Annotated in this window: 21 protein-coding genes, 4 tRNA genes and 1 riboswitch; of the genes, 8 read left to right on the top strand and 17 right to left on the bottom strand. The window is 41.8% G+C overall.

Annotated features, from left to right (window positions below):
- Positions 1-128: 128 nt before the first annotated feature.
- The 8 genes from AC3CAU_RS06120 to secA form a co-directional block, all read right to left on the bottom strand.
- Positions 129-205, bottom strand: a tRNA-Pro gene (locus AC3CAU_RS06120).
- A gap of 3 nt (positions 206-208) precedes the next feature.
- A tRNA-His gene (locus AC3CAU_RS06115) sits at positions 209-284 on the bottom strand.
- A gap of 42 nt (positions 285-326) precedes the next feature.
- Positions 327-403 (bottom strand) — tRNA-Arg (locus tag AC3CAU_RS06110).
- A gap of 45 nt (positions 404-448) precedes the next feature.
- Positions 449-525: transfer RNA gene (locus AC3CAU_RS06105), tRNA-Pro, on the bottom strand.
- Positions 526-675: 150 nt separating this feature from the next.
- Entirely contained in the window at positions 676-1,743 is a 1,068-nt protein-coding gene (gene nadA / locus AC3CAU_RS06100; RefSeq protein WP_424619756.1) for a quinolinate synthase NadA, read from the bottom strand.
- A 149-nt stretch (positions 1,744-1,892) separates the two neighbouring features.
- Positions 1,893-3,113 (bottom strand): bifunctional glutamate N-acetyltransferase/amino-acid acetyltransferase ArgJ, encoded by a 1,221-nt coding sequence (argJ, locus tag AC3CAU_RS06095; protein WP_424619758.1) that lies wholly within the window; start codon positions 3,111-3,113, stop codon positions 1,893-1,895.
- A gap of 157 nt (positions 3,114-3,270) precedes the next feature.
- The gene (locus tag AC3CAU_RS06090) at positions 3,271-3,630 is read right to left on the bottom strand and encodes a hypothetical protein (protein WP_447053598.1); all 360 of its coding nucleotides are present in this window, start codon (positions 3,628-3,630) and stop codon (positions 3,271-3,273) included.
- Between the two features lie 182 nt (positions 3,631-3,812).
- Positions 3,813-6,533 (bottom strand): preprotein translocase subunit SecA, encoded by a 2,721-nt coding sequence (gene secA / locus AC3CAU_RS06085; RefSeq protein WP_447053599.1) that lies wholly within the window; start codon positions 6,531-6,533, stop codon positions 3,813-3,815.
- Positions 6,534-6,872: 339 nt separating this feature from the next.
- Between secA and AC3CAU_RS06080 the strand changes: the two genes are divergently transcribed.
- The 3 genes from AC3CAU_RS06080 (at position 6,873) to AC3CAU_RS06070 (ending at position 9,292) form a co-directional block, all read left to right on the top strand.
- Positions 6,873-7,508 (top strand): peroxiredoxin, encoded by a 636-nt coding sequence (locus tag AC3CAU_RS06080; RefSeq protein ID WP_447053600.1) that lies wholly within the window; start codon positions 6,873-6,875, stop codon positions 7,506-7,508.
- 390 nt (positions 7,509-7,898) lie between these two features.
- Positions 7,899-8,714, top strand: a complete 816-nt coding sequence (locus AC3CAU_RS06075; protein ID WP_447053601.1) for an MBL fold metallo-hydrolase — start codon at positions 7,899-7,901, stop codon at positions 8,712-8,714.
- On the top strand, positions 8,711-9,292 hold the full coding sequence (locus AC3CAU_RS06070; protein ID WP_447053602.1) for a dual specificity protein phosphatase family protein: 582 nt from the start codon (positions 8,711-8,713) through the stop codon (positions 9,290-9,292). Before AC3CAU_RS06075 ends, AC3CAU_RS06070 begins: the two co-directional genes overlap by 4 nt.
- Before the next feature lie 19 nt (positions 9,293-9,311).
- Here AC3CAU_RS06070 and AC3CAU_RS06065 read toward each other — a convergent pair whose 3' ends face one another.
- From AC3CAU_RS06065 to trpA, 4 genes are read right to left on the bottom strand one after another with little or no spacing between them, the layout of a single operon-like run.
- Positions 9,312-10,352, bottom strand: coding sequence for an SPOR domain-containing protein (locus AC3CAU_RS06065; protein ID WP_447053603.1), 1,041 nt, complete (start codon positions 10,350-10,352; stop codon positions 9,312-9,314).
- Positions 10,343-11,626 (bottom strand): bifunctional tetrahydrofolate synthase/dihydrofolate synthase, encoded by a 1,284-nt coding sequence (gene folC, locus AC3CAU_RS06060; protein WP_447053604.1) that lies wholly within the window; start codon positions 11,624-11,626, stop codon positions 10,343-10,345. Before folC ends, AC3CAU_RS06065 begins: the two co-directional genes overlap by 10 nt.
- Complete coding sequence (gene accD, locus AC3CAU_RS06055; RefSeq protein ID WP_131216601.1) at positions 11,623-12,519, bottom strand: acetyl-CoA carboxylase, carboxyltransferase subunit beta; 897 nt, start codon at positions 12,517-12,519, stop codon at positions 11,623-11,625. Before accD ends, folC begins: the two co-directional genes overlap by 4 nt.
- Positions 12,516-13,319, bottom strand: a complete 804-nt coding sequence (gene trpA, locus AC3CAU_RS06050; RefSeq protein WP_424621992.1) for a tryptophan synthase subunit alpha — start codon at positions 13,317-13,319, stop codon at positions 12,516-12,518. The genes accD and trpA overlap by 4 nt, the downstream gene beginning before the upstream one ends.
- Before the next feature lie 364 nt (positions 13,320-13,683).
- Between trpA and AC3CAU_RS06045 the strand changes: the two genes are divergently transcribed.
- Positions 13,684-15,015, top strand: a complete 1,332-nt coding sequence (locus AC3CAU_RS06045; RefSeq protein WP_447053606.1) for a Na+/H+ antiporter NhaC family protein — start codon at positions 13,684-13,686, stop codon at positions 15,013-15,015.
- 43 nt (positions 15,016-15,058) lie between these two features.
- Here the strand turns inward: AC3CAU_RS06045 and AC3CAU_RS06040 are convergent, their stop codons facing one another.
- Positions 15,059-16,096 carry an AraC family transcriptional regulator gene (locus AC3CAU_RS06040; RefSeq protein WP_447053607.1) on the bottom strand — a complete coding sequence of 346 codons (1,038 nt, stop codon included), beginning with the start codon at positions 16,094-16,096 and terminating at the stop codon, positions 15,059-15,061.
- A 135-nt stretch (positions 16,097-16,231) separates the two neighbouring features.
- On the opposite strand from AC3CAU_RS06040, the gene AC3CAU_RS06035 reads away from it, so the two are divergent.
- A complete protein-coding gene (locus tag AC3CAU_RS06035; RefSeq protein ID WP_447053608.1) occupies positions 16,232-17,110 on the top strand; it encodes a metal-dependent hydrolase in 879 nt (292 codons plus the stop codon).
- An 80-nt stretch (positions 17,111-17,190) separates the two neighbouring features.
- Here AC3CAU_RS06035 and AC3CAU_RS06030 read toward each other — a convergent pair whose 3' ends face one another.
- The 4 genes from AC3CAU_RS06030 to AC3CAU_RS06015 form a co-directional block, all read right to left on the bottom strand.
- Positions 17,191-18,183, bottom strand: coding sequence for a DUF2804 domain-containing protein (locus AC3CAU_RS06030; protein WP_131216611.1), 993 nt, complete (start codon positions 18,181-18,183; stop codon positions 17,191-17,193).
- A gap of 173 nt (positions 18,184-18,356) precedes the next feature.
- On the bottom strand, positions 18,357-18,875 hold the full coding sequence (locus AC3CAU_RS06025) for a DUF1543 domain-containing protein (protein WP_447053609.1): 519 nt from the start codon (positions 18,873-18,875) through the stop codon (positions 18,357-18,359).
- 506 nt (positions 18,876-19,381) lie between these two features.
- Entirely contained in the window at positions 19,382-20,623 is a 1,242-nt protein-coding gene (gene trpB / locus AC3CAU_RS06020; protein WP_131216615.1) for a tryptophan synthase subunit beta, read from the bottom strand.
- The gene (locus tag AC3CAU_RS06015; protein ID WP_131216617.1) at positions 20,607-21,248 is read right to left on the bottom strand and encodes a phosphoribosylanthranilate isomerase; all 642 of its coding nucleotides are present in this window, start codon (positions 21,246-21,248) and stop codon (positions 20,607-20,609) included. Before AC3CAU_RS06015 ends, trpB begins: the two co-directional genes overlap by 17 nt.
- Before the next feature lie 155 nt (positions 21,249-21,403).
- Positions 21,404-21,615: riboswitch (cobalamin riboswitch) on the top strand.
- Between the two features lie 38 nt (positions 21,616-21,653).
- Here AC3CAU_RS06015 and AC3CAU_RS06010 point away from each other — a divergent pair.
- The 3 genes from AC3CAU_RS06010 to AC3CAU_RS06000 all read left to right on the top strand — a co-directional run bounded on the left by AC3CAU_RS06010 (position 21,654) and on the right by AC3CAU_RS06000 (position 25,134).
- Entirely contained in the window at positions 21,654-23,474 is a 1,821-nt protein-coding gene (locus AC3CAU_RS06010) for a TonB-dependent receptor plug domain-containing protein (RefSeq protein ID WP_447053610.1), read from the top strand.
- A 96-nt stretch (positions 23,475-23,570) separates the two neighbouring features.
- Positions 23,571-24,149 (top strand): cob(I)yrinic acid a,c-diamide adenosyltransferase, encoded by a 579-nt coding sequence (locus AC3CAU_RS06005; protein WP_447053611.1) that lies wholly within the window; start codon positions 23,571-23,573, stop codon positions 24,147-24,149.
- A 271-nt stretch (positions 24,150-24,420) separates the two neighbouring features.
- Positions 24,421-25,134 carry a glycerophosphodiester phosphodiesterase gene (locus AC3CAU_RS06000; RefSeq protein WP_447053612.1) on the top strand — a complete coding sequence of 238 codons (714 nt, stop codon included), beginning with the start codon at positions 24,421-24,423 and terminating at the stop codon, positions 25,132-25,134.
- The last annotated feature ends 23 nt before the right edge of the window (positions 25,135-25,157 follow it).

Raw genomic sequence — 25,157 nt, 5'->3', positions numbered from 1 at the left:
AATGTTGAATGTTGAATGTTGAATGTTGAATGTTGAATGTTGAATGTTGAATGTTGAATGTTATTATTAAATTTCAGGCATAAAAAAACCGCATTTAAGCGGATTATTTATATCATCTTTTAGAAAGATGGTCGGAGCAGTAGGATTCGAACCTACGACCCCCTGGTCCCAAACCAGGTGCGCTACCAAGCTGCGCCATGCTCCGAATTGGGGTGAATGATGGGGCTCGAACCCACGACAACCGGAATCACAATCCGGGGCTCTACCAACTGAGCTACATCCACCGTTACAACATTTCAGATTCTAAAATATCAAGCTACCATAAATGGTGCGCCTGACAGGATTCGAACCTGTGACCATCCGCTTAGAAGGCGGATGCTCTATCCTACTGAGCTACAGGCGCATGACCTATGATATCAAATACCATGAAACCTTTGCCTTGAAGAATTGGTCGGAGCAGTAGGATTCGAACCTACGACCCCCTGGTCCCAAACCAGGTGCGCTACCAAGCTGCGCCATGCTCCGATTCATCTTAGCTTCATACTGCACTTCATGCGGTACGGTGTGCATTCTAGGCGTGACGTTGAATAACGTCAACACCTATATTCAAAAAAAATTAAAAAACAGCTTCAAATGTATATTTATCAAGCATTTTAGCCATTTTATATACAATTATCAGCGTTTTAAATTCGCACTGAAGTTCAACATACGATCAAGAGGTAATTTTGCCCGTTCCGCAAGCGCTGGATCGACGTGTATTTCTTGATCACCCTTTTGTAAAACCGCTAAAATTCCATCCAACTCATTCATGGCCATCCATGGACAATGCGCACAAGAGCGACACGTTGCACCCTCACCCGCTGTCGGGGCTTCAATTAGAATCTTATTTGGCACTGCTTGTTGCATTTTATAAAAGATGCCGCGATCCGTTGCTACAATCAAACGTTCATTTGGTAGCGTTTGTGCCGCTTTAATCAGTTGCGAGGTACTTCCTACCGCATCTGCAATATCCACAACAGATTCTGGTGATTCTGGATGTACCAAAACAGCCGCATCTGGATACAATGCTTTCATGTTGGCAATACCACGTGCACGAAATTCTTCATGTACAATGCAAGCACCATCCCAAAGCAACATATCTGCACCAGTTTTTTTCTGGATATAACGACCGAGATGCTGATCTGGTGCCCAAATAATCTTTTCACCCAGACTATCTAGATGTTCAATAATTTCAACTGCACAACTTGATGTCACCACCCAATCAGCTCTCGCTTTGACTGCCGCAGAAGTATTGGCATACACCACAACGGTATAGTCAGGATGTGCATTACAGAACGCAGTAAACTCATCGACAGGACAACCCAAATCTAAAGAACAAGTCGCTTCTAAGGTTGGCATCAACACTGTTTTTTCAGGAGAAAGAATTTTCGCTGTTTCGCCCATAAATTTTACACCCGCCACGACCAAGGTTGAAGCTAGATGGTCACGACCAAAACGGGCCATTTCTAATGAGTCTGAAACACAACCGCCTGAGAGCTCCGCTATCTCTTGAACTTCGGGATCGCAATAATAATGAGCCACAAGGACAGCATCGCGTTTTTTGAGTTCTGCTAGAATTTGCGCAAACTTTTCCTGTTTGACCTCATCACTCAAATGAATATCTTTAGGTTCACCTAAACGATCTAAATGCGCCTGCACAATCGATTTAGCCTCATTGGCAATTAAATTGGTCGCATTACTCATAAACGTCTTCTCTATCCTTAGTGCTTGTAAGACTACAAGCCGTACACTCAATTCACTGATCAGAATGGCATTATGCTTTTTTGACCAGTCATTAAAAACTTTCCATTATAAAAAAGCCTCACTACGGAGGCTTTTTCATTCAACTTAATTTAAGAACGGTAATCTGCATTAATCTTGACATAGTCATAAGACAGATCGCAAGTATAGATCGTGTCTTTTGCCTGACCTCGTCCTAAATCAACACGAATGGTCATTTCAGCTTGAGACATCACGCGCGCGCCAGCTTCCTCCGTATAGTCTGCTGCCGCACCACCATCTTTGCAGATTTGTACATCATCTAACCAAACCTGGATTTTTTCAACATCTAAATTTTTTACCCCTGCATAACCGATGGCTGCAAGGATACGCCCCCAGTTTGGATCGGATGCAAAAATTGCAGTTTTCACCAGTGGTGAATGGGCAATGCTATAAGCAATATCGCAACATTCTTGGATATCTGCACCACCTTCTACTGCAACTGTAATAAATTTGGTTGCACCCTCACCATCGCGAACAATCAGTTGTGCCAGGCGTTTCATCACTCGTGTTAAAACATCAAGAACTGCTGCATAACGTGGATCATCAGTTGAGGTGATTTTTGCACCGCCTGCTTGACCTGTGGCCACAAAAATACAGGAATCATTGGTTGAGGTATCGCCATCGACCGTAATACGGTTAAAAGAAACATTAACCGTTGTTTTTAATAGTTGCTGTACCAATTCACGGCTGATCGGTGCATCTGTTGCGACATAACTCAACATGGTCGCCATGTTTGGACGAATCATGCCTGCACCTTTAGAAATACCGGTCATGGTATATATGACACCGTCTAGCTCAAATTGTTCAGATGCGCCTTTAGGCAAAGTGTCTGTGGTCATAATACCGGTCGCTGCATCTAACCAGGCATCATCGCGTAATGAGTCCAGTGCAGGTTGCAAACCTGATATTAAACGTTCAAGTGGAAGCTGCTCACCAATCACACCCGTTGAAAAAGGTAAAATTTCACTCGCAGATACACCAGCAAGTTCAGCTAATTTCACACAAGTTGCTTCAGCATTCGCCATACCAATTTTGCCGGTACCTGCATTGGCGTTACCGGTATTAATGACTAAATAACGTGGATTACCTACCTGAAGATGGGTTTTGCAAATATGCACGGGCGCGGCACAAAATGCATTTTGGGTAAATACGCCAGCTGCATTGGAACCTTCAGCAAATTCAAAAATGACCAGGTCGCGTCGGTTCGGATAGCGCACATATGCTTCAGCTGAACCAATTTTTACACCTTTAACCACATGCATCTGTGGCATTGTTACGTCGCCGACTGCCATTTTTAAACTTCCAAATAAGTTCGTGATAAAAAGACAGCTTAGTAGAAATTAACTAAAAAATCGAGCAGAACACTTTGTTTGATTTATTTTTTATTTAATTGATATTTTCAGGCATAAAAAAACCAGTCCACAGACTGGTTTAAATCACGACATCGGCTTAATTAGAGGCCAACTGGCTAGCTTCTGACAATAATACTCGCTTGGCTTTTTCCTGACTTGCTGTAGATAAAGCAGGATTTGAAGCCACAATACGATCTGCATTAGCAGCATTGGCTGCAGTCACTGCTGCAGTTTTCAATACAACCGGACGTTGATTCGGATTGGCAAAAGTATAACGAATACCAGTGCGTGGGCTGGCAACTGTAATGTTACCGTCTTGAGCAACTGCTGGAGCTGTGGTTGCGCCACGAGCAGCTTGAACTTTATCTATGGTTGTTGTTTGAGCTGCATTATTTGCAAAAGTTAAAGTAGGAATAGCTAAAGCTGCAATCATCAATGGTTGTAATACTTTTTTCATTGTCTTTTCCGCTTTTCAGTGTTCGATATGCAACTAAATAACACTTAATTTAGTTCTCTGCAAACGTATTCACCTTTTAAAAAACTAAATACTCTATTTAAAAGGAATTAAAAAAGCCACTTTAAATACCCATCTTCACAAATAAGAGGAATTTTTAAAGTGGCTTGGCAGTCTGGGTAAAATTAAATTTTACCGTGACATTGTTTATATTTTAAACCTGAACCACATGGACAAGGAGCATTACGATTCGCAGGTGGAATAATATTTTGCTCATCGACCGGGGTATATTGTGAATCGCTATCTTCAGTCAGATCACCTGTTAGACCATCTACTTCCGCATGAGAAAGATTCAGCTGCATCGCTTCAGCTTGAGCCTGTTTCTGTGCTTCCATTTCAGCTAACTCTTCAGCTGTAGGTACATGAACGCGTGAAAGATCAGTAATTACATCCGACTTAATCACCGCCAACATATTTACGAATAAGTTAAATGCTTCTTTCTTATACTCCTGCTCTGGATTCTTTTGTGCATAACCACGCAAGTGAATGCCTTGACGCAAGTAATCCATCGCTGCCAAATGCTCTTTCCAATGACGATCCAAAGCACTGAGCATAAAGTGACGTTCTAACATTGCTGCAGACTCATCACCCATTTGTTCACGGCGATCACGGTAACGATTCACGATTTCATCAGAAATACGCTCAACCAAAGCTTCTTCATCCAAACGGCGATCTTGTTCCAGCCATTGATTAACCGGTAAATTAATACCCAAATCATCACTTAATGCGCGCTCTAAACCATCAATATCCCATTGATCATGAATGGATTCAGGTGGAATATAATTTGCAATCACACCTTTAATCACTTCATGATGCATTTCTTCGATGTATTCTTGCAAGGTACTTTCAGTCAGAACTTCATCACGCTGAGAATAAATGATCTTACGTTGTTCGTTATTGACGTCATCATATTTCAACAAGTTCTTACGAATATCGAAGTTACGAGCTTCTACTTTACGTTGTGCATTTTCGATCGAACGTGACACCATTTTGTGTTCAATGGCTTCATCTTCTTGCAAGCCCATCGCACGCATCATGCCGACAACACGGTCACCCGCAAAAATCCGCATCAAATCATCTTCAAGCGACAAGTAGAAACGTGAAACACCGGGGTCACCTTGACGACCGGCACGACCACGCAACTGGTTGTCGATACGACGCGATTCGTGACGTTCTGAACCAATAATATGCAAGCCGCCAGAACTTAATACCATTTCATGGTTTTGTTCCCATTCGGCTTTTAAGCGTGCTTCATCTTCAGCGGTATGGTTTTCAATTTTCGCAAGTTTGGCTTTCCAGTTACCACCGAGCAAAATATCGGTACCACGGCCGGCCATATTGGTGGCAATAGTCACCGCATTTGGTGAACCGGCTTGCGCAATAATGTCCGCTTCGCGTTCATGTTGTTTGGCATTCAAGACTTCATGGGCAATACCGGCTTCTTTCAATTTATCAGAAAGAATTTCTGAAGCTTCAATGGTTGCTGTACCAATCAGGATAGGTGCAACGCCTGCTTCATGAATATTTTGAATTTCCTGAATAATTGCGTTGTATTTACCATTACGGTTTAAATAAATTAAATCATTTTGGTCATTACGAATCATTGGACGGTGGGTTGGAATCAGCACCACATCTAGACCATAAATTTCTTTCATTTCCGCCGCTTCAGTATCAGCAGTACCGGTCATACCTGAAAGCTTTTTGTATAAACGGAAATAGTTCTGGAAAGTAGTTGTTGCAAGGGTTTGGTTTTCTGGTTGAATTTCCAGACCTTCTTTTGCTTCAACTGCCTGGTGTAAACCTTCTGACCAGCGACGACCCGGCATGGTACGACCGGTATTTTCATCCACAATAATCACTTCGCCATCATTGATGATGTACTGAACGTTACGTTGATAAAGATAATGCGCACGAATGGCAGCTGAAACATGATGAACCAAGTTCAAGTTAGCCGATGAATACAAGCTCTCGCCTTCTGCAAGCAAGCCCATACGAATCAGTTCATCTTCTACTGTTTCATAACCAATTTCTGTCATTTCGACAGAGCGTTGTTTTTCATCAATCCAGAAGTGCCCACCATCGGCTACTTTTTCTTCTTTTTGCGGGGTTAGTTTTGGTGGAATGCTATTGATTGCAGCATACAATTGTGAAGAGTCATCGCTTTGACCAGAAATGATCAATGGTGTACGTGCTTCATCGATCAAGATCGAATCGACCTCATCGATAATGGCATAAGTTAAACCACGCTGTTTTTTCTCAGCCAGTGAGAACACCATGTTGTCACGAAGATAGTCAAAACCGAATTCGTTGTTGGTACCGTACGTAATATCGGCACGATAAGCTTCTGCTTTTTCGGTCGGATTTTGCATTGAATAAATAATACCAATGCTTAAACCCAAAAATTCAAATAATGGACGGTTTAATTCGGCATCACGTTGTGCCAAATAATCGTTCACGGTGATGACATGCACACCCTGTCCACTAATGGCATTGAGATAACATGCCAAGGTACCCATCAGGGTCTTACCTTCACCGGTACGCATTTCTGCAATTTTACCTTCGTGAAGCGTAATACCACCAATCAGCTGTACATCGTAATGACGCATCCCCATGATTCGTTTTGCCGCCTCACGACAAACCGCAAATGCTTCAGGCAATAATTTATCCAGGCCATCGCCTTTGTTATATCGTTGTTTGAATTCTTCAGTTTTTGCAGATAAGTCTGCATCGCTTAGTGCAGATATCGTCGGCTCGAGCGCATTAATCTTATCTACGATTTTACACATGCGTTTGAGTTCGCGCTCATTTTTGGTACCGAAGATGCCTCCGATCAGACTTGCCAACATGAATAGACTCTCTAAATCTTGCTTGTCGAATGAATAAATTTTTTCTCAGTCGTTATTATGGTGCTAGAAATTTGAAGTACAAGGGTTTTGCACAAAACCGATAAAAAAATTCTGATCATTCGTTCTAGCACATGACCGCTAAGGAAAATTAATGTAACAAATTTTAAACAGCCAATATAGTCATAAAATCCGTCATTTATCCAGATTTTACAAATCAAATCACTCACGTATATTCCATTTGCTCATAAAGAAATACAAAAAGGCTATTTTCCTTGGAAAAAAAATTGCGCCATATTAGATCCCATCAAAGTTTATAACAAAGAATATGAGGCTATAAAAATGACATTACGTTTAGGCGACACTGCACCGAATTTTGAGCAGGATTCAAGTGAAGGCACAATTAATTTCTACGATTATCTGGGTGACAGTTGGGGAATCTTATTTTCCCATCCTGCCGACTACACTCCGGTATGCACCACTGAACTGGGCTATACTGCAAAGCTGAAAGATGAATTTGATAAACGCGGTGTAAAAGCGATTGCCCTATCAGTTGATGATGTCGAATCACATAAAGGTTGGATTAACGACATTAATGACACTCAAAATACTACGGTCAATTTCCCGATCATTGCTGACAAAGACCGTAAAGTGTCCAAACTTTATGATTTCATTCATCCAAATGCGAGCGAAACGTTAACGGTTCGTTCTTTGGTGATTATTGACCCAAACAAAAAGGTTCGCTTGATTATTACCTATCCGGCTTCAACAGGACGTAATTTTCATGAAATCTTACGTGTCGTAGACTCACTACAACTGACCGATAACCATAAAGTGGCGACTCCTGCCAACTGGCAACAAGGTGAAGATGTAGTGATCGTACCTTCTCTTCAAGATGAAGAAGAAATTAAACAGCGTTTTCCTAAAGGTTATACCGCCGTTAAACCTTATTTGCGTTTAACGCCACAGCCTGAGTGAGGATCAGCAAGGCACTGCCTTGCCCGAACGCAGGAGGAGAAGCTACGCTTCGAGCTAAAACTAAAACACTGTCTTATTTTGTCTCAAGACAAGCAAAGCACGTAGTTTCAGAATTGGAGTACGGTTCCACTCCGAGGAATATATTCTGCAAAAAGATCAGAAGCTATGCTTCGAGTGCGAGGAAATCATCGAGCAATACTTGGTTCCAATATCAGATGAACCACAATATGCGAATTACGACCAGAATGACGAGCCTGATCCTGATTCTGCAAGCGCCTGTCTTATGACAGGCTTTTTTTATTCTATTAAACTTATGAATTACACAATCAAGTTGGTGTTTATTTCACGGGCAGTTTATAAATACGGCTAATCATCTTAAGAATAAATATTGTGATTTATAATATTCACCATTTGCACTGCGGCACCATGTGTCCTGTTTGCGGCCCTCTGTTTGGGCAAAAAGGCCTACATGCTAAAGTGGTTTGTCATTGCCTACTGCTTGAAACCGATCAAGGCTTGGTACTGGTAGATACAGGATTAGGCATACAGGATTATCTGCATACCAAAGCCCGCTTGGGCAATTTGGTTTCACGACTGGGTCGCATCGAAAACAATTTAGAGCTGACTGCGATCGCACAAATCCAGCGCTTAGGTTTTAGCCCTCAAGATGTCAGGCATATACTAGTTTCACATCTGGACTTTGATCATGCCGGGGGAATTTCAGATTTCCCACATGCCACCGTACATGTGTTATCCAGTGAATATAATGCAACGCAAAACTTACTCTCACTGAAAAATAAAGCACGCTATAAAACCCAGCAATTTAACCAGCATCGTTACTGGAACTTCATCGAACCCAGACAAGGTGAAGGCTGGTTTAACCTGCATCAGGTGCAGGACTTCCGTTTATTTCAAGATGAAATTTTATTGATTCCGCTCTTGGGTCATAGCAAAGGTCATTGCGGAATTGCCATTAAACAAAAAGAGGGCTGGTTGTTCTTCTGTGGCGATGCTTACTATTCACATTTACAGCTCGACCCCAAAAATAAACTTCGAACTCTGGATAAACTGGAGCGCATATTCGCCGAAAATAATTCAATGCGCTTAGACAACCTACATAAGATTCAACAGCTGGCACAAACGAAAAAAAATATTGAAATCATTTGTGCCCATGATCCTATTGAATTGGCACGTTATCTTGCATGAATAAAAGAATAGTGATTGTCCTTTTAATGATTAGTTCAAGTCTGGGGGGATGTATCACCTCACCCGCACTTTCATCGGAACAGCGTCCACAACACTGGGGAACAGTACTTAATCCAACAGATAATTTTTATCAGATTAGCGAGCATGTGTTTCGTAGTGAACAACCCACGGCTGAACTGATTCCGCAATTAAAAGCCCATCACATTAATGTGGTGATTAATTTAAGATCCAGAAATGCTGACCTGGATGTATTGGCATCTTCCGGTTTTAAATTGGTTCATTTACCCATTCATACTTGGGCCATGTCGCGTGAAGACTTATTGCAAGTCATGCGACAGGTCCAGCAAGCCAAAGCACTCAATCAAAAGGTACTGATTCATTGTTATCATGGTTCAGACCGCACCGGTGCGAGCATTGCAATGTATCGGATTATTTTTGAAAACTGGAAAATTGAAGATGCATTGAGTGAGATGAAATATGGCGGCTATGGCTTTCATCCTGTTTGGATGCATATCGAAAAAATATTCAGCCCTGAAAATGTAAGATGGATTCAACAGCAACTGTCGAATCCATCTTAATTTTTAGCTTAGGCTCGATTTAGCGCTTGTCTAAAGGCACCCATTCAATCACCCATGCAGACTTCATTCCCAAGCTGGCATCATTGTTGATTTTCTTGCGTGCAGCATCTGCAGAATCTCGGTCTTTAGAGGGTCCGACCATAATGCGAATCCCTTTCGATGTTGGGCTTTTGGTGACTTTGTAGCCTTTAGCTCGTAGCTTAGATGCCACGGCATCTGCATTGGCTTCATTTGCAGCCAAAGCTACTTGTACCATCCATTGTTTATCGCCATTTTCCAGCAGATCACGTGCTTTTTCAGCCTCTGCCTTTTTTTTGGCATCCGCCTCACGTTTTTCTTCTGCTTTTTTCTTTTCTGCTAGCGCTTTCTGTTCAGCCTCGGCTTTCTTCTCTGCTTCCTGCTTTTCAGCTGCCTTACGTTTTACTTCAGCAGCCTGTTTGGCTTTCTCATCAGCTGCTTTTTTCTCTGCCGCTTTCTTTTCAGCCGCTTTGATATCTGCTAATTTTTTATCCGCTTCGACTTTACGGTGATCTTCAAGTGCTTTTTTATCAGCATCAGTTCTCTGTTGTTGAGCTTTCTGCTGATCTAACTTTTTTTGCGCAAGCACCTTTTCTTCAGCTAAACGCTTTTGTTTAACCTTTTCATCCTCAATCAGTTCAGGAGGAATATTGTCTGAGCTCTGCTGTGCACCAGTACGATGGGCATTTAAAGCCGCATATTCTTCTGCCGCTTTACGTGCAGCATCTGCTTCAGCCTGTTGCTGCATCACTAAAAATTCAGCAGCACGTGCTTCTTGTTCTGCGACTGCTTTTTCACGCCCGCGACGTTGCTCTTCAAGCAAACGCTTTTCTGTTTCAACATCGACCGTCAAAGCCTGTAGCTGAACCATTTCGCCTTCTGGAGCAGGCTTTTGCTGCGTGACTTGAGCTGCAAGCTCAGGAGTTTTCAGTTCGTTTTGATATATTTCTTCTTTGCCTTTTAGGAGCAATGCTGCCAATAAAACACCACCCCCTAATAAAACAACGCCACCCATCCAGCGTTGTTTGCTATTCATTGACATTCTTCCAAATACTCCCATACCGCTTCTAAGGTATGAAATGAACCACATACCAAGATCAGCTGATTATTTTTAGTTTCATTCAGCGCTGATTTAAAAGCCAATTGAACACTTTCGAAATGCTGTACTGTTTCGCCCTGTAGCGCTTCATCGAGCTGTTCGATTGCTGCTGCTCGCGGAACCGCTAATGGAGCAATTTTCCATGTTAAAACAGTATCTTTCAACAACTCTGTGACAGAATTGATGTCTTTATCTGCTAACATGGAAAAAACACTGATCACTTCTGTGTACTGTTTATTGTATTCCAGGAATTTTCGCAACTGATTTAACAAAAAATCTACGCCGTGCGGGTTATGGCCGGCATCAAAGATTACCGTTTTGCCCTGAATCTGGCGAATTTCAAAGCGACCTGGCAATTTTGCATTTTGAATGCCTTGTGCAATGGCATCTTGAGTCACTTTTAGGCCACTGATCAAAATCGCTGCAACTGCTGTGGAAATATTTTCTAACGCCAAAAAACCTGTCGGTAATTTTAAAGTCGTACCTGAAGAAGCAAACATCCAGGCTTTACCATCATCCGTATATTGGTAGAAATAATCACGATTGACTGCAAATAATTGGGCCTGACATTCATTAACTTTATTTTGGATAGCGTGTGGAAGGTGTTGCGCACCAGCAAAAATTACAGGAATATTCGGGCGAATAATTCCGGCTTTTTCAAAAGCAATTTTTTCAATTGTGTCGCCCAGCCAATCGGTATGATCTAAGCCAATATTGGTAATCACTGCGACATCTGGCTCAATCACATTGACCACGTCTAAGCGGCCACCCAGTCCGACTTCAAGTACCCAGACATCACATTGTTTAGCTTTGAAAATAACAAAAGCGGCAAGTGTGGTGGCTTCAAAGAAAGAAAGGCTTAAATCACATGCTCGACGGGCGTGATCCACTTGCACAAACGCATCTACTAACGTCTGGTCATCCACTTCAATACCCGACAATTTCACCCGCTCGTTAAAACGGTAAATATGCGGTGATTGATATAATCCCACTTGATAACCCTGCGCATTTAAAATGGCAGCTAAAGTGGTGGTGGTGGAGCCTTTACCATTGGTTCCCGCTACGGTTATAACTTTCGCCTGTGGACGTGTCACACCCAACTTTTCAGCCACTGGAATGACGCGTTCCAGACCTAAATCAATCCCCGTAACGTGAACATGGCTCCAATAATCGAGCCATGTGGTTAAAGAGTCTGTTGCAAATGGTGCTGTGTTCAAGGCAAATTCATCAGTTTCGCGACAATACGAGAGACTGTATCACGTAATGCGTGACGATGAACAATTTGATCGACTACACCATGATCAAGCAAATATTCGGCACGTTGGAACGGTTCTTCCAGTTTTTCACGTACAGTTTGCTCAATTACACGTTTACCTGCAAAACCAATCATGGCTTTAGGTTCAGCAATATGCACATCACCCAACATTGCAAGCGAAGCGGTTACACCACCATATACTGGATGGGTTAATACCACTAAGTACGGTAAACCTGCATCTTTCATGCGTTGAATCGCTGCTGAAGTACGCGCCATTTGCATAAGCGACAACATGCCTTCCTGCATACGCGCACCACCCGATGCCGCGAAGCAAATTAAAGGTTGTTTCTCTTTAATTGCACGTTCAGCCGCTTGCACAAAACGGTCACCGACCACAGTACCCATTGAACCGCCCATAAAGTCGAATTCAAATGCACATGCGATTAAAGGAATGCCTTTCAGTAAACCTTGCATAACCACCAAGGCTTCAGTTTCCCCGGTTTTCTTTTGTGCTTCAGACATACGGTCTGGATATGCCTTGCTGTCGACAAATTTGAGTGGGTCTTTGGCCACAAATTCCTGACCCAGTTCATTTTGAACCTGATCAAAGAACCAGTTTAGGCGATCACGTGCCTTCATACGCAAATGTTCGTCGCATTGTGGGCAAACATAAGCGTTAAATGACATGGCTGTACGAGTAACCAGTGCGTGACATTCAGGACACTCAATGGTTGGCTCTGTAAAAGTTGCCTTAAGGGCTGTTTGCTCATCCGGAGTGTGAATACCCGGAACATGACGTTCCGTCCACGGCGTCGCTGGGCTTAGAATTTTGCCTATTTTCACTTCTTGATTCATACTAACTCATCGAGCGCGGCTCGAAGCTCCTTGACTTTATTAACCGTTTCAAAAACAGCTTGTTCTGGCGCTAAGTTGGCAAATTGTTTAACAAAAGCACTGCCGACAATGACTGCATCAGCCGCTACACCCATGGCTTTCGCAGAGGCAGCATCACTAATACCAAAACCGACACCTACAGGAACGTCAGTCACAGCTTTAATTTTCTGGATACGGGCTGCAGCTTCAGATACATCTAAAGTTGCTGCACCAGTTACTCCTTTCAAGGACACATAGTAGATAAAGCCACTGGCTTGTTTCGCCACATGCTGAATACGTTGATCAGTAGAGGTAGGCGCAAGCAAGAAAATTTGATCCATGTCGAATTTTTTCAACACATCATCTAAATCTTTTGCTTCTTCTGGTGGTAAATCCACCAGCAGTACACCATCTACACCACATTCATTCGCAACTGAAACAAACTTTTCATAACCAATCACTTCGACCGGGTTTAAATACCCCATCAAAACCACTGGTGTTTCTGTATCTTTCTGACGGAACTCTTTGACCATGTTCAAAGCGTCTAGGGTATTGGTCCCACCTGCCAATGCACGTTCTGCTGCAAGGGCAATCACCGGACCATCTGCCATAGGGTCTGAAAATGGAAGACCAAGTTCAATCACATCTACCCCTGCCTCAACCATTTGATGTAACAATGGAACAGTTACTTCTGGATGAGGGTCACCAGCCATTACATAAGAAACCAGCGCTTTACGCTGCTGAGATTTAAGCTGTCCAAAACGAGTGGCTAAACGTGACATAAGGCTATGCTTTCCTTGAATTATTAAAAAACTGAGGAGTTGGCTTTGTAGAAATACAAGACAACGCATTGTAACGCTATTTTTTACCCATTGAACAGAGTCCAAATATTTCGCGATACATTAGACTGACAATCTCATTTTTTCAGAACAATCCGAGAACACCATTTACTGATATTTACGATTTTTTCTCAATGATCAAAGATGCCTAATTTTGCTATTTAAAAAAATATCCAACGTTAAGATAAACTTATTTTTATTAGTAAAAAATTGATAAAAATAATTGAGTTAGCTTTTACGTTTAATGTTTTATCTAATAGCAAAACCTGCTCTATACTACGCACGATTTTTCTTTTTCCTATTTTATATGACTCCCGACTCCCAAGGTGAGGTGCACGCTCGCGCGCTGGCACTGCTCCCTCTTATTGTATTTTTAGCCATTTTTTTAGGCAGTGGTCTCTATCATTCCATCATTGGTACCGAGTTTGCTTTTTATCAGGTTAAAGCACCGGTGGCGGCTCTGCCGGCCATTATTCTTGCCGTACTGATTTACCGTGGAAAATTAAATACCGCCATTGATGAATTTTTAAAAGGTGCCAGTCATCCCAATTTAATTCTGATGTTTATGGTGTTTATGCTGGCCGGGGCATTTGCCAGTACTACAAGTGCCATTGGCAGTGTTGATGCGACGGTGCAATTGGGGCTTTCAATTATCCCGCCGTCCTTTGTGCTTCCGATGCTGTTTATTATTTCGGCATTTATTGCAACAGCGATGGGGACTTCCATGGGTACCATTGCTGCCTGTGCCCCGATTGCTTTTGGTTTTTCCCAAGTCACCAATATTGAAGCAGTCTATGCCATCGGTGCAGTGGTGGGGGGTGCCATGTTTGGCGACAACTTATCCATGATTTCAGACACCACCATTGCCGCAACCAGCAGTCAAAAAGTTCAGCTACGCGATAAATTTAAAGTCAATGTCTGGATTGCGGTTCCTGCCGCTGTGCTCGCTATTCTGATTTATGCATTTGTTAGCCATGATTCACAAACTATTGCATACAAAACTTATAACCTGTGGCTGATTTTGCCTTATGTGGCGGTATTCTTTTTGGCATTCTCACGTTTACATGTACTGGCAGTTTTAACTATTGGCGTTCTGCTTTCAGGCTTGACTGGCATTATGGTAAGCCCTGATTTTGGCATATTAAAGTTAAATACTGCAATCTACGACGGTTTTGTCGGCATGTTCGAGGTTGCGCTTCTTTCGATGTTCCTAGGCGGTCTGTCTGCCATTATGCAAAAAGAAGGCGGACTGCAATGGCTTATCCAACGTATTTACAGCATTACCCGTTTATTTAAAGTTGGACGCCAGCGTGCCGGTGAACTGGGGGTGAGTTTTCTGGTGGTATTCGCTAATCTGTTCGTTGCTAACAATACCGTTGCGATTATTTTATCTGGTGACATGGCACGTGAAGTGGCGAAAGAATACGGCGTAGATCCTAAACGCGCCGCAGCATTACTGGATATTTTTTCCTGTGTAGTTCAAGGCATAATTCCATATGGTGCGCAATTACTGCTGGCCTGCTCTATTGCAAAACTGTCACCTATCGAGTTGATCGGGAACATTTACTATTGCTGGGTATTGGCAATTGTGGCGATCTTGGCCATCGCATTTCGCTTCCCCCGATTCAAACCTGCTTAATTTCAATAGACATTTTAAAAGCGGCCTGAGCGGGTCGCTTTTTTTATGGCTCCGCTGATGCTTTCAACTGTTGCTTTCTGCGCAATAAGGTTTGTCCGCTATAGGCTTTATAGGCCCGTGCCAAGGCAGACTGATCCGAATAGCCCAATTGCATGGCAATATCGGTCAGTGGTATGTCCTGCTGCAGCAACTGTTCACAGCGCTTCATACGCTCCATCTCAACAATCTTCTTAAAAGAGGAGTTGAGGTCATTCAATTGCCGTTGCAATGTCCGCGCAGAGACATGCAATTCATTCGCAATCTGCTCAATTTTGGGCACACTCTTTTGCACACGTAAATACTCCGCTACTCTCATATGAATGTGCTGATCTAAATTTTCATATCGGGGTTTGCAAGCAATGGCTTCTTCTGCCTGGCGCAGTAAAAGTTGCATTAAAGAAGGGTCAGCCAGTTCCGATTTTAAATCCAGGCTGTCCGAACTAATTACAAAAGAATATTGGGCATGACCAAAGCCAATTTCACAGCCAAAAAACTTTTCATAATGATAGCGCGCCATCTGAGGTATATGTGCAAACTGCATACTCAGCAATTGCAAAGATGCGGGGAAAATTTGCTTGGCCAAATGTGCCATACATGCTGAAGTCAGCTCATTAATCATTGCATATCGTGCATCATGTAACGGCCAAGAGAGATAAATCTTTTTATCCTGATGCAGCATTTGCATAGGAATAACAGCTGCGCCATCAATCACCAGACGGCTAAAACGAATAATGTTGTGCAAGGCTTCGGCCACGCTATTACTCCGCGAGGCCATATAGCCCAACACACCAAAATGTTCAGGACGAATCAACCGAGCCATTTCCAGAACCAGTTCTGGGCAATGTAAATGTTGACGGGTAAGTTCTATCACCTCTAAAAAAAATGAATAGGTCGATTGCGAATCAATCGGCAAGGACAAGACATGACGCAATTGGGTTTGATGCTGCGCCAGAAATGGTAAGGCAAAAATATCCATCCCTTGTTGCAGCAAATACATATTTAGCAGCTGAAAATAACCATTGGGAATCTGCAGTTCTTGCACAATTTATCCTTGCTTTTTTGACATTTTAAATTTTCACTTTGGCGTAAAATGTATAAAAAATGGCAAGTCCTGTCAAAACAAAATTAAAAAAGCCCGACATACTGTAGTTATCCAAGGCGATTTAAGTAAAATAAAATGAATGCTATTGCCCAATACCAAGTCGAACCCGTGGTTCGCAGCAATCTTGATTTTAAACTGCATGAAGTACCGCGTTTCTGGTTTGGAGGTGATCCCTTTATCACTCGGGTATTTGATGCTCTCAGCCTGACCTTTCCCGATGGAGAACGTTACTTTATTCAGTCTGTGCGTCTGTTTCGCGATCAAATTACCGATCCAGATTTAAAGCTTCGGGTCGCAGACTTTATTCGTCAAGAAGCCCAGCACGGCATCGCGCATGAAAAAATGAACCAGGTTATGAAAGCACAAGGCATGCCGGTGGAGAAATTTATTCAGCGTTTAAATAAAATTTTTAAATTCGAACTGGAAAAACGCTCACCTCAATACAACATTGCCATGACGGCGGCAGCTGAGCATTTAACTGCGCTGATGGCAGAAACTTTTTACAGTCATCAAGAAACCTTGCGTGATGCACATCCCTATGTCCGTGCTCTGTTGGCATGGCATGCGATTGAGGAAATGGAACATCGTGATGTGGCATTTGATGTCATGAAACAGGTGGGTAATGTGCCTGAAACCACACGCAAATTCACCCTGGCATGGACCACCACATTAATGTTTGGTTTTACCCTTTACCGCGCCAACATAATGTTAAAATATGATGGTTTTACGCCTTTGCAGCGTCTGCAAATGAACATTCGCGGCTTACCCTGGTTTTTTGGTAAAAACGGCAAGCTGAGCAAAATGAGCAAGCAATATCGTGACTGGTTTAACAAAGACTTTCACCCTAGCCAACATCCGGTAATTGCCCAATATGATGTGTGGGTAAAAACTTTAGAAGATACAGGTGATCCAATTCAGGCTGGAGAGGCTTTTTGGCGGGCAGCGAAAGACTAAATATTAAATATCTATTCAGTTCAGACTCACCAAGTTCAGATCAATCTGAACTTGGTTTTATTATTTCTGCTCGGTATGTATTACCATTTGGCATAGTGCTGTTCCAACAAACCATATTCGTTTAACAAAACAATTTCCTGGTCATCTTGCTGAATGGTGCCGCTAATTTTGGCTTGCCATTGACTGAACTGACTGCCGACCAATCTTAAATTCAGATTTTCATAGCGTCGCCAGCCCGTTTTGACATCCAAATGAAGTTTTTCATCTAGCGATCGAATGGTCCAATGATCTTCACCCTGATGCTGGAATAAAACATCACTTACTGGATATAAAACTCCATTCACCCACAAACAGTTTTCGTTGCCAAAACTCTCATTCACGCCTGAAGCCAAATTCAAACCTATTCGATTATTATGCGAATCCCAAAAATTACAGGATAACCAGAACCAGGCTGTTTCTGGGCGTAAGAAACCACAGGTATCATCGAGTGAAGCAAAAGTTTTTTCATGAAACTGTATGGTTTGACCCTGCTTATTGATAAAGAAACCTTCACAACCCAAAGTCGTGAGCTTTTGAGTATAAGTCCAGCCATTAATCCCGGTTGGGCTACACATACTCAGTGGATCTGTCCCCGCGCAAAAGATTCGTGCACTCAGCTTGATTTCCCCATGTTTAGTCACATGGATATAACGCACGCCATTGGCATGCTGAATATCAATTTGAAAAGGTGATTTTGAGAAAAAACTCTGGTTATAAAGTGGTTGCTCATCAACAGTGGTATGGCGTGACAAAAAATTAATTGCGTTCCATTCTAAAACTTCAGCACGCTGATGATTATAGATATAGAAAAAACCATGCCCTGCCCATGCAATATCTGCGATTGCCAGACCAATGGTGTAATGTTCATGTTGAATGCAGCAAAATTTAAATTTTTTATATTTTAATCGCTTGCGCCAACCCGTTAAAACCTTTCCATAAGGTGTTTTATACTGGTACTTATTTAAATCGATGGTCTTTGGGAGAGTACTAAAACGTCCATAATGCGGTTGTCCATTTGATTGAATCAAATCCATTTATCAAATTCCATCTAGCTAAGAGATCACAAATCCTTAATCTTATTATGCCTATATAAATCTAACTTAAAAGTATCAAAAAGCATCTTTTCATCGAAAATATACAAAAAAGTATATTATTCCCAGATGTTTGTTATTTAATAAATATAATTTATTAATCAAAGAGATATAAATCAGTTTCCAGAGAGCAGCAAATAAGTATTTTCCCAGTTATTTTCGCTAAATTCACCTTTCACCAATTGCACATAACGACCATGTACCTGATCGATCGCAATACAATCATCTACCTCTAACACACGGTCGGTATGCTGTTTTTGCCAATGTTGTGCAAAGTAAGCTTTACCACGTTGTTTTGCCAGCATAGCATTTTGTGCCACCACTAAAATATAGCGATGCAATTCACCAAATTCACGAGCATCATAACCACCCAAATTAATTAAAAATAGCTTTTGTTCGGATGAATTCGGCTGGGCGTTACTAAATTGGATTTGATATTTTTCACCCTCAAATTCCACGCCATTAATTTGTGCCCAAGCATCAACATGCAAGCCTTTCTGTTCACCAAACCAGGCATTTTTTAGTTGAGGATAGGTCTCTTCTAATGAATCTCCCACTGCAAGTACTACATCATGAACTTCTGTATTGGCACGTACATGACGACCACCGAGCATGACCATAAAAAGACTGGGCATTCTATTTCCTTTTTTGACACATTTTTTACAGCAATCATGCGATTCACGGAAACGTCATTCGCAATTGTTCGAGGCAGACCACATTTCGATAGAGACGTTTTTGCAACTATATTAATCACATGAAAGTATAAGACGAGTTTTGCGAATGACAATGCCTTTGGTTACTTTGAGCTTATTTAAAGTAACATTACGAGTTCCTTACATTTGAGTTATAAACCATAAGACTCCGTCAAAATGTAGATATCTTCATAACCACAAAATTGAATTTGACTAGAGTTTTCATTGTTAGGAAATATCTTACTTTTGTTTCGGAAAAATTAACAAAACCATCTTGTTGAGCAGACATTACATCTATGTCGCCTTGCCGAACTGCAAATTAAAGCAAGTATTCTAAATTTAGCACCGATTTAAGTAATAAAAAAATCGTGCTGAATTGCTTCGGCACGATCTTTTTCAATATCCACCCTCTCCAAACCTCTCCCAGAGGGACAGGCTTAAGAGCGAAATTACATCTCAACCATTTCCACGCCATCAATACGGGCAACCGTCATCAAGTCCTTATCACCACGACCTGAAACAGTGGCAATAATAATTTGATCTTTAGACATCGTTGGCGCAAGTTTGGTCACATAAGCCATGGCATGTGCACTTTCAAGCGCGGGAATAATCCCTTCAATCTGGGTTAAATCGCGGAAGCCTTGCAGCGCTTCCTGATCATTGATTGGCACATATTTGACGCGATCCATATCTTTTAAGAAACTGTGTTCAGGACCTACCCCCGGATAATCCAGACCGGCAGAAATTGAATGCGTTTCAATGATTTGGCCTTGCTCATCCGACATCAAATAAGTACGGTTACCATGCAGTACACCAACATGACCTGCGTTTAGCGGCGCGGAGTGCTTACCAGTCTCAATACCATGACCTGCTGCTTCAACACCGTACATTTTCACATCTTCATCATTCAGGAACGGATAGAATAAGCCCATCGCATTTGAACCACCGCCGACACAGGCAACCAGGGCATCAGGTAAACGCCCTGCCTGCTCCTGAATCTGTTTACGTGCTTCACGACCAATAATCGACTGGAAGTCACGAACCAGTTGCGGATATGGGTGCGGACCTGCAACTGTCCCAATCACGTAATAAGTTGAATCAACATTAGTTACCCAGTCACGCATCGCTTCGTTCATGGCATCTTTCAATGTTTTTGAACCGCTTTCTACCGGTACAACTGTAGCACCGAGTAAACGCATACGGTATACATTCATGGCTTGACGTTTAACATCGTCTGCACCCATGAACACCACACATTCAAGTCCTAAACGTGCAGCGATCGTAGCTGTTGCTACGCCATGCTGACCTGCGCCAGTTTCTGCAATAATCCGTTTTTTACCTGAAAGTTTAGCAAGTAGTGCCTGGCCAATAGTGTTGTTGACTTTGTGCGAACCGGTGTGATTCAAGTCTTCACGTTTTAAGTAAATTTGCGCACCACCCAACTCTTTTGACCATCGTTCAGCATGATAAAGTGGACTCGGACGACCTACATAGTAGGCTAAATCACGGTCGAATTCTGCCAGAAACTGTTTATCATCTTTCATGCGGAAATAGAGCTTTTCCAAGTCTTCTAAAGCCGCCATCAGTGTTTCTGAGACAAAACGTCCGCCATGAATACCGAAATGCCCGCGTTCGTCGGGGAATTGGGTATAGTCAACTTGACTGTTATGACCTTTATTTTGCTGATCCACGTTGGACTCCTTGCATAAACTGTTCAATGAGTTGTTGGTCTTTTATACCTTTTGCGGACTCTACGCCTCCGCTGACATCGACTGCATAAGCATTGGTCGTCTTTATAGCGTCTTCAATATTGTCAGGCTTTAAGCCGCCCGCCAAAATTAAAGGAATATCGAGTTTGGGGAATTTTGACCAGTCAAAGCTGTGCCCTGTTCCGCCCTTCAGTTCAGGATGCCAAGCATCCAATAATACTGCGCTTGCGCCTACATTTTGGTAGCTTTTTATAGTATTAATGACATCTAGCTCAGGTTTCACCTGTATTGCTTTATACCAGCGGCGACCGACCTGATTCGAAATGTGCTGACATTGTTCAGGTGTTTCATCACCATGGAACTGCAAAATATCGACTGGTGCGTGTTTTAAAATTTGCGCAATTTCATCAAGCGATGCATTCACAAACAAACCCACAGTCTGCACATAGGCAGGTACATGCTGAATCAGTTCTTTCGCTTGCTCTTGGGTAACACTGCGTGGACTCGGTGAGAAAAATACAAAACCAATTGCATCTGCTCCGGCATTCACAACTGAATGTATATCTTCTATTCGTGTGATTCCGCAAATTTTGGCACGGGTTCGCATACACTTCGCTCTAATTTTTGGCTTAATCTTTGCCCGATTTATAGTCAGTCTATAAATATGGGGGCGAATCATTGTAATGCAATTTTAAAAGCTTGAGTAAAGTTCATCCGGAATAATATTGACATAGATTGTCTAATGCATACACAAACCTTATACTTCGCGCAATTGCAACGAGTCTAAGCTCAGGCTTTAGGGAAGTTGGTGAGAATCCGACACTGCCCCCGCAACGGTAAAATGAAAAGCATATCAATGAGATCTTTTTAAGATTGACGCCACTGCACTAAATGTGTGGGAAGGTGGACATGCAAATATCAACTATTTGATATTACATTTAAGTCCGGAAACCTGCTTGTTGCTCCTTTAACTCAATCATTCACGGGGGGTGAATGTATGGAGCTTAAAAACATGTCTACTCTTTTTCAACCTACAGCTTTAGTGGGCGCAATCACTATTGCTATGGGTTTATCCGTATCTGCACAAGCAAATACAAATTCTTCTGTTAATGCATCTTTAGAAACCTTGGTTGTGACTGCTTCTCGTTCAGAGCAAAAAATCAGTGAGGTTCCTGCGCGAATTAATATTATTGAGCCGAAGATTCTTGAACAGTCACCCATTGCTTCCTTACCACAACTGTTACAAACAGATGCTTCTATCAATATGGTACAAAGCGGTGGTTATGGGCAAACAGCTTCTATTTTCCTACGTGGTGGTAATTCAAATCAAACTCTTGTTTTAAGAGATGGTGTACGACTAAATTCAGCAACCTCTGGTACTGCATCCCTAGCATTTATTGATACAACAGATATTAAACAAATTGAAGTACTAAAAGGTCCTGCATCTGTCTTATATGGTACTGATGCGATTTCTGGCGTTGTACAACTCATTTCAAAAACGCCTGAAAAAACTTCAGCTTTTGTCACTACTGAAATCGGCGAAGATAAGACTTATAAATCAGTTATTGGTGCAGACTTAGCAGAAAACGGTTTCTACGCACAAATTCGGGGTCAACGCTTAGAAACTGACGGCACACCTGTAAAAGATGTCAAAAATGCACCTAATGCCTCATTTGATCAAAAAGGCTATAGTGCAAAAGTAGGTGTGGATAAAGAAAGCTTTGCTGCTTCAGCTGATTATAGTGAAAATAAAGGTTATAGCGATTACGATAACTATGGTGCTCTCGTTTCTCAAGACTTCAAGAATGAAATCATGAATGTCAAAGGGCGTTTAAGTGTTCTTGAAAATCTAGAGTTACATGCTCGTTTTTCTCAATTTAAAGACGAAATAGATCAAAATAATTCACCCGATTTTGTACATAGCAAAACCCAAGAATCCGAAATTTATGGCCAATGGGACTTTACACCACATCAAAATGTCTTAGTCGGCGTGACCCAGCGAAATATTGATGGTGATATCCTTTCATTTGGTTCACCTTACCAAGAAGATATTGATTCAACAGGCTATTATATTCAACACAAATACAATCAATCTGGATTAAATACCCAAATCGGTATCCGCGTTGAAGATAATGAAAAGTTCGATACACATACTGTTGCTCAAGGCTCTGTTCGTTATCAGGTTTTACCATTAACAAGTATTTATGCAAACGTTGGTTCTGCCTTCAAAGCACCGACACTGAATGATATGTACGGTTATGGTGGTAACACTGAGCTTAAACCAGAGAAAAGCATTTCATACGAAGTTGGTATAGACCAGAAACTGGCTTATAACATTTCAACGGGTTTATCACTGTATACAACAGAAGTCGACAATCTAATTGATTTTGATAATGCTCTAAACCAAATGACAAATCTTGAAAAAGCCAAAATAGAAGGTAGTGAGCTTTATGTAAAATGGCAAGGTGAAAATCTATTTACAAATTTAAGCTATAACTATGTCCGTGCTAAAGATAAAAAGACTGATGAAGACCTAAGTCGTCGCCCTCGCCAAAATGTTTCTTTAACAACAGGTTGGGCAGATGAACGCTATACATTCTCGACGACTTTGCTGGCAAATGGTGATTATGACAATAGTGCCTTTGACAATGTTCAAATCCCAGGACATTTCCGTGTAGATATGCATGGACAATACAAAGTTAATAAAAATATAGATATCTTTGCAAATATCCAAAATGTAAGCGATTCAAAATATCGTACAGCTTCTGGTAGTGGAAGTTACTACATCAACGGTGGCCGTTTAGCTTCTGCTGGTGTGACATTGAAATACTAAATCGCAAACTTAATCCCGATTAAATCTTTGAGGATAATGTCATGCCTATGGCATTATCCTTTTTACATTCAGAGATCAAAAATTTAAGGAATTCAAATGGGCCACCGTTTAAGTAAAATTTACACCCGTACAGGCGATTCAGGCACAACTGGACTAGGCGACGGTTCCCGTGTAGCCAAAGATGATTTACGTATTGCCGCTTTAGGCGATGTCGATGAACTGAACTCTTGCATCGGTATTTTACGTTCACAAATTGCAATTAGCTCAATAGAAGAAAAAGCTCATTGGGATAAATCGCTTAGCCTGATTCAACATTGGTTATTTGACTTAGGCGGTGAAGTCTGTATTCCTAACTACAATATGGTGCTGCCTGTTTCAATTGAATTTTTGGAGAATGAAATTGACCGTATGAATGAAGCACTGCCGATGCTAAAAGACTTCATTTTACCTGCAGGGACACTTTCATGCAGCTATGCACATCAAGCTCGTTCGGTATGTCGCCGTGCTGAACGCAGCTTAATGTCGGTGCATACTCGAGATCAAAATATTCAAGCTCCTTCACTGCAACTCCTCAACCGCCTTTCCGACTGGCTATTTGTGGCATCTCGTACCTTGCAACGTGCTGAAGGTGGATCTGAAGTGCTTTGGCAAAAGAATATTAATCAAACGATTTGATAATAAATTGATATTCAGAAATAGGACTTAGAGCGAGATTTGACACGCGAAAATGTCATCCGCAAGTGTTTGAGGCGAGACTTCATTAAAAAGTAATTGTTGCTGCGATGATTGTAATAAATGACAGTAGTTGTCGAGTTTTGCGGATGACAATGGTTTTGGTTACTTTTCCCAAAAGAAAAGTAACATATGAGCTCCCTCCCTACTATTACAAACTGTAAGACTCCGCTGTAATATCTTTGGTTAAAATAAAGTATATCGAGAATATGAAATGAGAATCATCGGACATCGTGGCGCACGTGGTGAAGCTCCCGAAAATACACTTGGTGGCTTTCAATACATTCATGACCTCGGCATTCGAGCAGTCGAGTTTGATGTCCGTCAGCTGAAAGATGGTGAACTCATCATCATGCACGATGACAACTTCTTAAGAACCACGGGCACCGATCAACAACTTTATGAATTAAGCAGTCATCAGCTTCAAGCCTATAATCAGGCGCATATCTGGCTGGACTGGAAAAAACAGCTTACCCCGACACTTCGTCAGACCCTGAGCATTATTCATGACTTCGAGCATCTTGAAGTTGAAGTTAAAGCTGTTACAACTATGGCTGAAGCTGAGAAACTGGTTTTAGAATTACAAAAACAATTACACAGTTTTGAACAAACCGCCGTGATCACCAGTTTCGATTTAAAAATCCATCAGGCCTTAAAACAGCAGTACTCGATCTTTAAACGCGGCTTACTGGTTGAAGATGACATTCAACATAAAGCGATTGAACAGGCTTTAGAACTCGGTTGTTGCCAAATAGGCTGGATGAACTCACTGGCAACAGATGAAATCATTCGTGCAACACAACAAGCCCATTTAGAAATCAGTGTCTGGACGGTGAATGACATTGAACGAGCGAAGCATCTGCAAAGCTTAGGCATTGACGGATTGATTACTGATTTTCCTAAAATGATGCTTCAACACTTATCCTGATCATATAAAAAATATTGAGATAT

This window comes from Acinetobacter sp. GG23 (genome assembly GCF_057766365.1).
Note: the sequence above shows the minus strand (reverse complement) of the source record. Positions and strands in the feature narration are given on the sequence as shown.

What these genes read in the sequence shown, in the direction of transcription:
- nadA (WP_424619756.1), bottom strand. Translation starts at nt 1,743, where the DNA reads ATGAGTAATGCGACCAATTTAATTGCCAATGAGGCTAAATCGATTGTG.
- argJ (WP_424619758.1), bottom strand. Translation starts at nt 3,113, where the DNA reads ATGGCAGTCGGCGACGTAACAATGCCACAGATGCATGTGGTTAAAGGT.
- AC3CAU_RS06090 (WP_447053598.1), bottom strand. Translation starts at nt 3,630, where the DNA reads ATGAAAAAAGTATTACAACCATTGATGATTGCAGCTTTAGCTATTCCT.
- secA (WP_447053599.1), bottom strand. Translation starts at nt 6,533, where the DNA reads ATGTTGGCAAGTCTGATCGGAGGCATCTTCGGTACCAAAAATGAGCGC.
- AC3CAU_RS06080 (WP_447053600.1), top strand. Translation starts at nt 6,873, where the DNA reads ATGACATTACGTTTAGGCGACACTGCACCGAATTTTGAGCAGGATTCA.
- AC3CAU_RS06070 (WP_447053602.1), top strand. Translation starts at nt 8,711, where the DNA reads ATGAATAAAAGAATAGTGATTGTCCTTTTAATGATTAGTTCAAGTCTG.
- AC3CAU_RS06065 (WP_447053603.1), bottom strand. Translation starts at nt 10,352, where the DNA reads ATGTCAATGAATAGCAAACAACGCTGGATGGGTGGCGTTGTTTTATTA.
- accD (WP_131216601.1), bottom strand. Translation starts at nt 12,519, where the DNA reads ATGAATCAAGAAGTGAAAATAGGCAAAATTCTAAGCCCAGCGACGCCG.
- trpA (WP_424621992.1), bottom strand. Translation starts at nt 13,319, where the DNA reads ATGTCACGTTTAGCCACTCGTTTTGGACAGCTTAAATCTCAGCAGCGT.
- AC3CAU_RS06045 (WP_447053606.1), top strand. Translation starts at nt 13,684, where the DNA reads ATGACTCCCGACTCCCAAGGTGAGGTGCACGCTCGCGCGCTGGCACTG.
- AC3CAU_RS06035 (WP_447053608.1), top strand. Translation starts at nt 16,232, where the DNA reads ATGAATGCTATTGCCCAATACCAAGTCGAACCCGTGGTTCGCAGCAAT.
- AC3CAU_RS06030 (WP_131216611.1), bottom strand. Translation starts at nt 18,183, where the DNA reads ATGGATTTGATTCAATCAAATGGACAACCGCATTATGGACGTTTTAGT.
- AC3CAU_RS06025 (WP_447053609.1), bottom strand. Translation starts at nt 18,875, where the DNA reads ATGCCCAGTCTTTTTATGGTCATGCTCGGTGGTCGTCATGTACGTGCC.
- AC3CAU_RS06015 (WP_131216617.1), bottom strand. Translation starts at nt 21,248, where the DNA reads ATGCGAACCCGTGCCAAAATTTGCGGAATCACACGAATAGAAGATATA.
- AC3CAU_RS06010 (WP_447053610.1), top strand. Translation starts at nt 21,654, where the DNA reads ATGTCTACTCTTTTTCAACCTACAGCTTTAGTGGGCGCAATCACTATT.
- AC3CAU_RS06005 (WP_447053611.1), top strand. Translation starts at nt 23,571, where the DNA reads ATGGGCCACCGTTTAAGTAAAATTTACACCCGTACAGGCGATTCAGGC.
- AC3CAU_RS06000 (WP_447053612.1), top strand. Translation starts at nt 24,421, where the DNA reads ATGAGAATCATCGGACATCGTGGCGCACGTGGTGAAGCTCCCGAAAAT.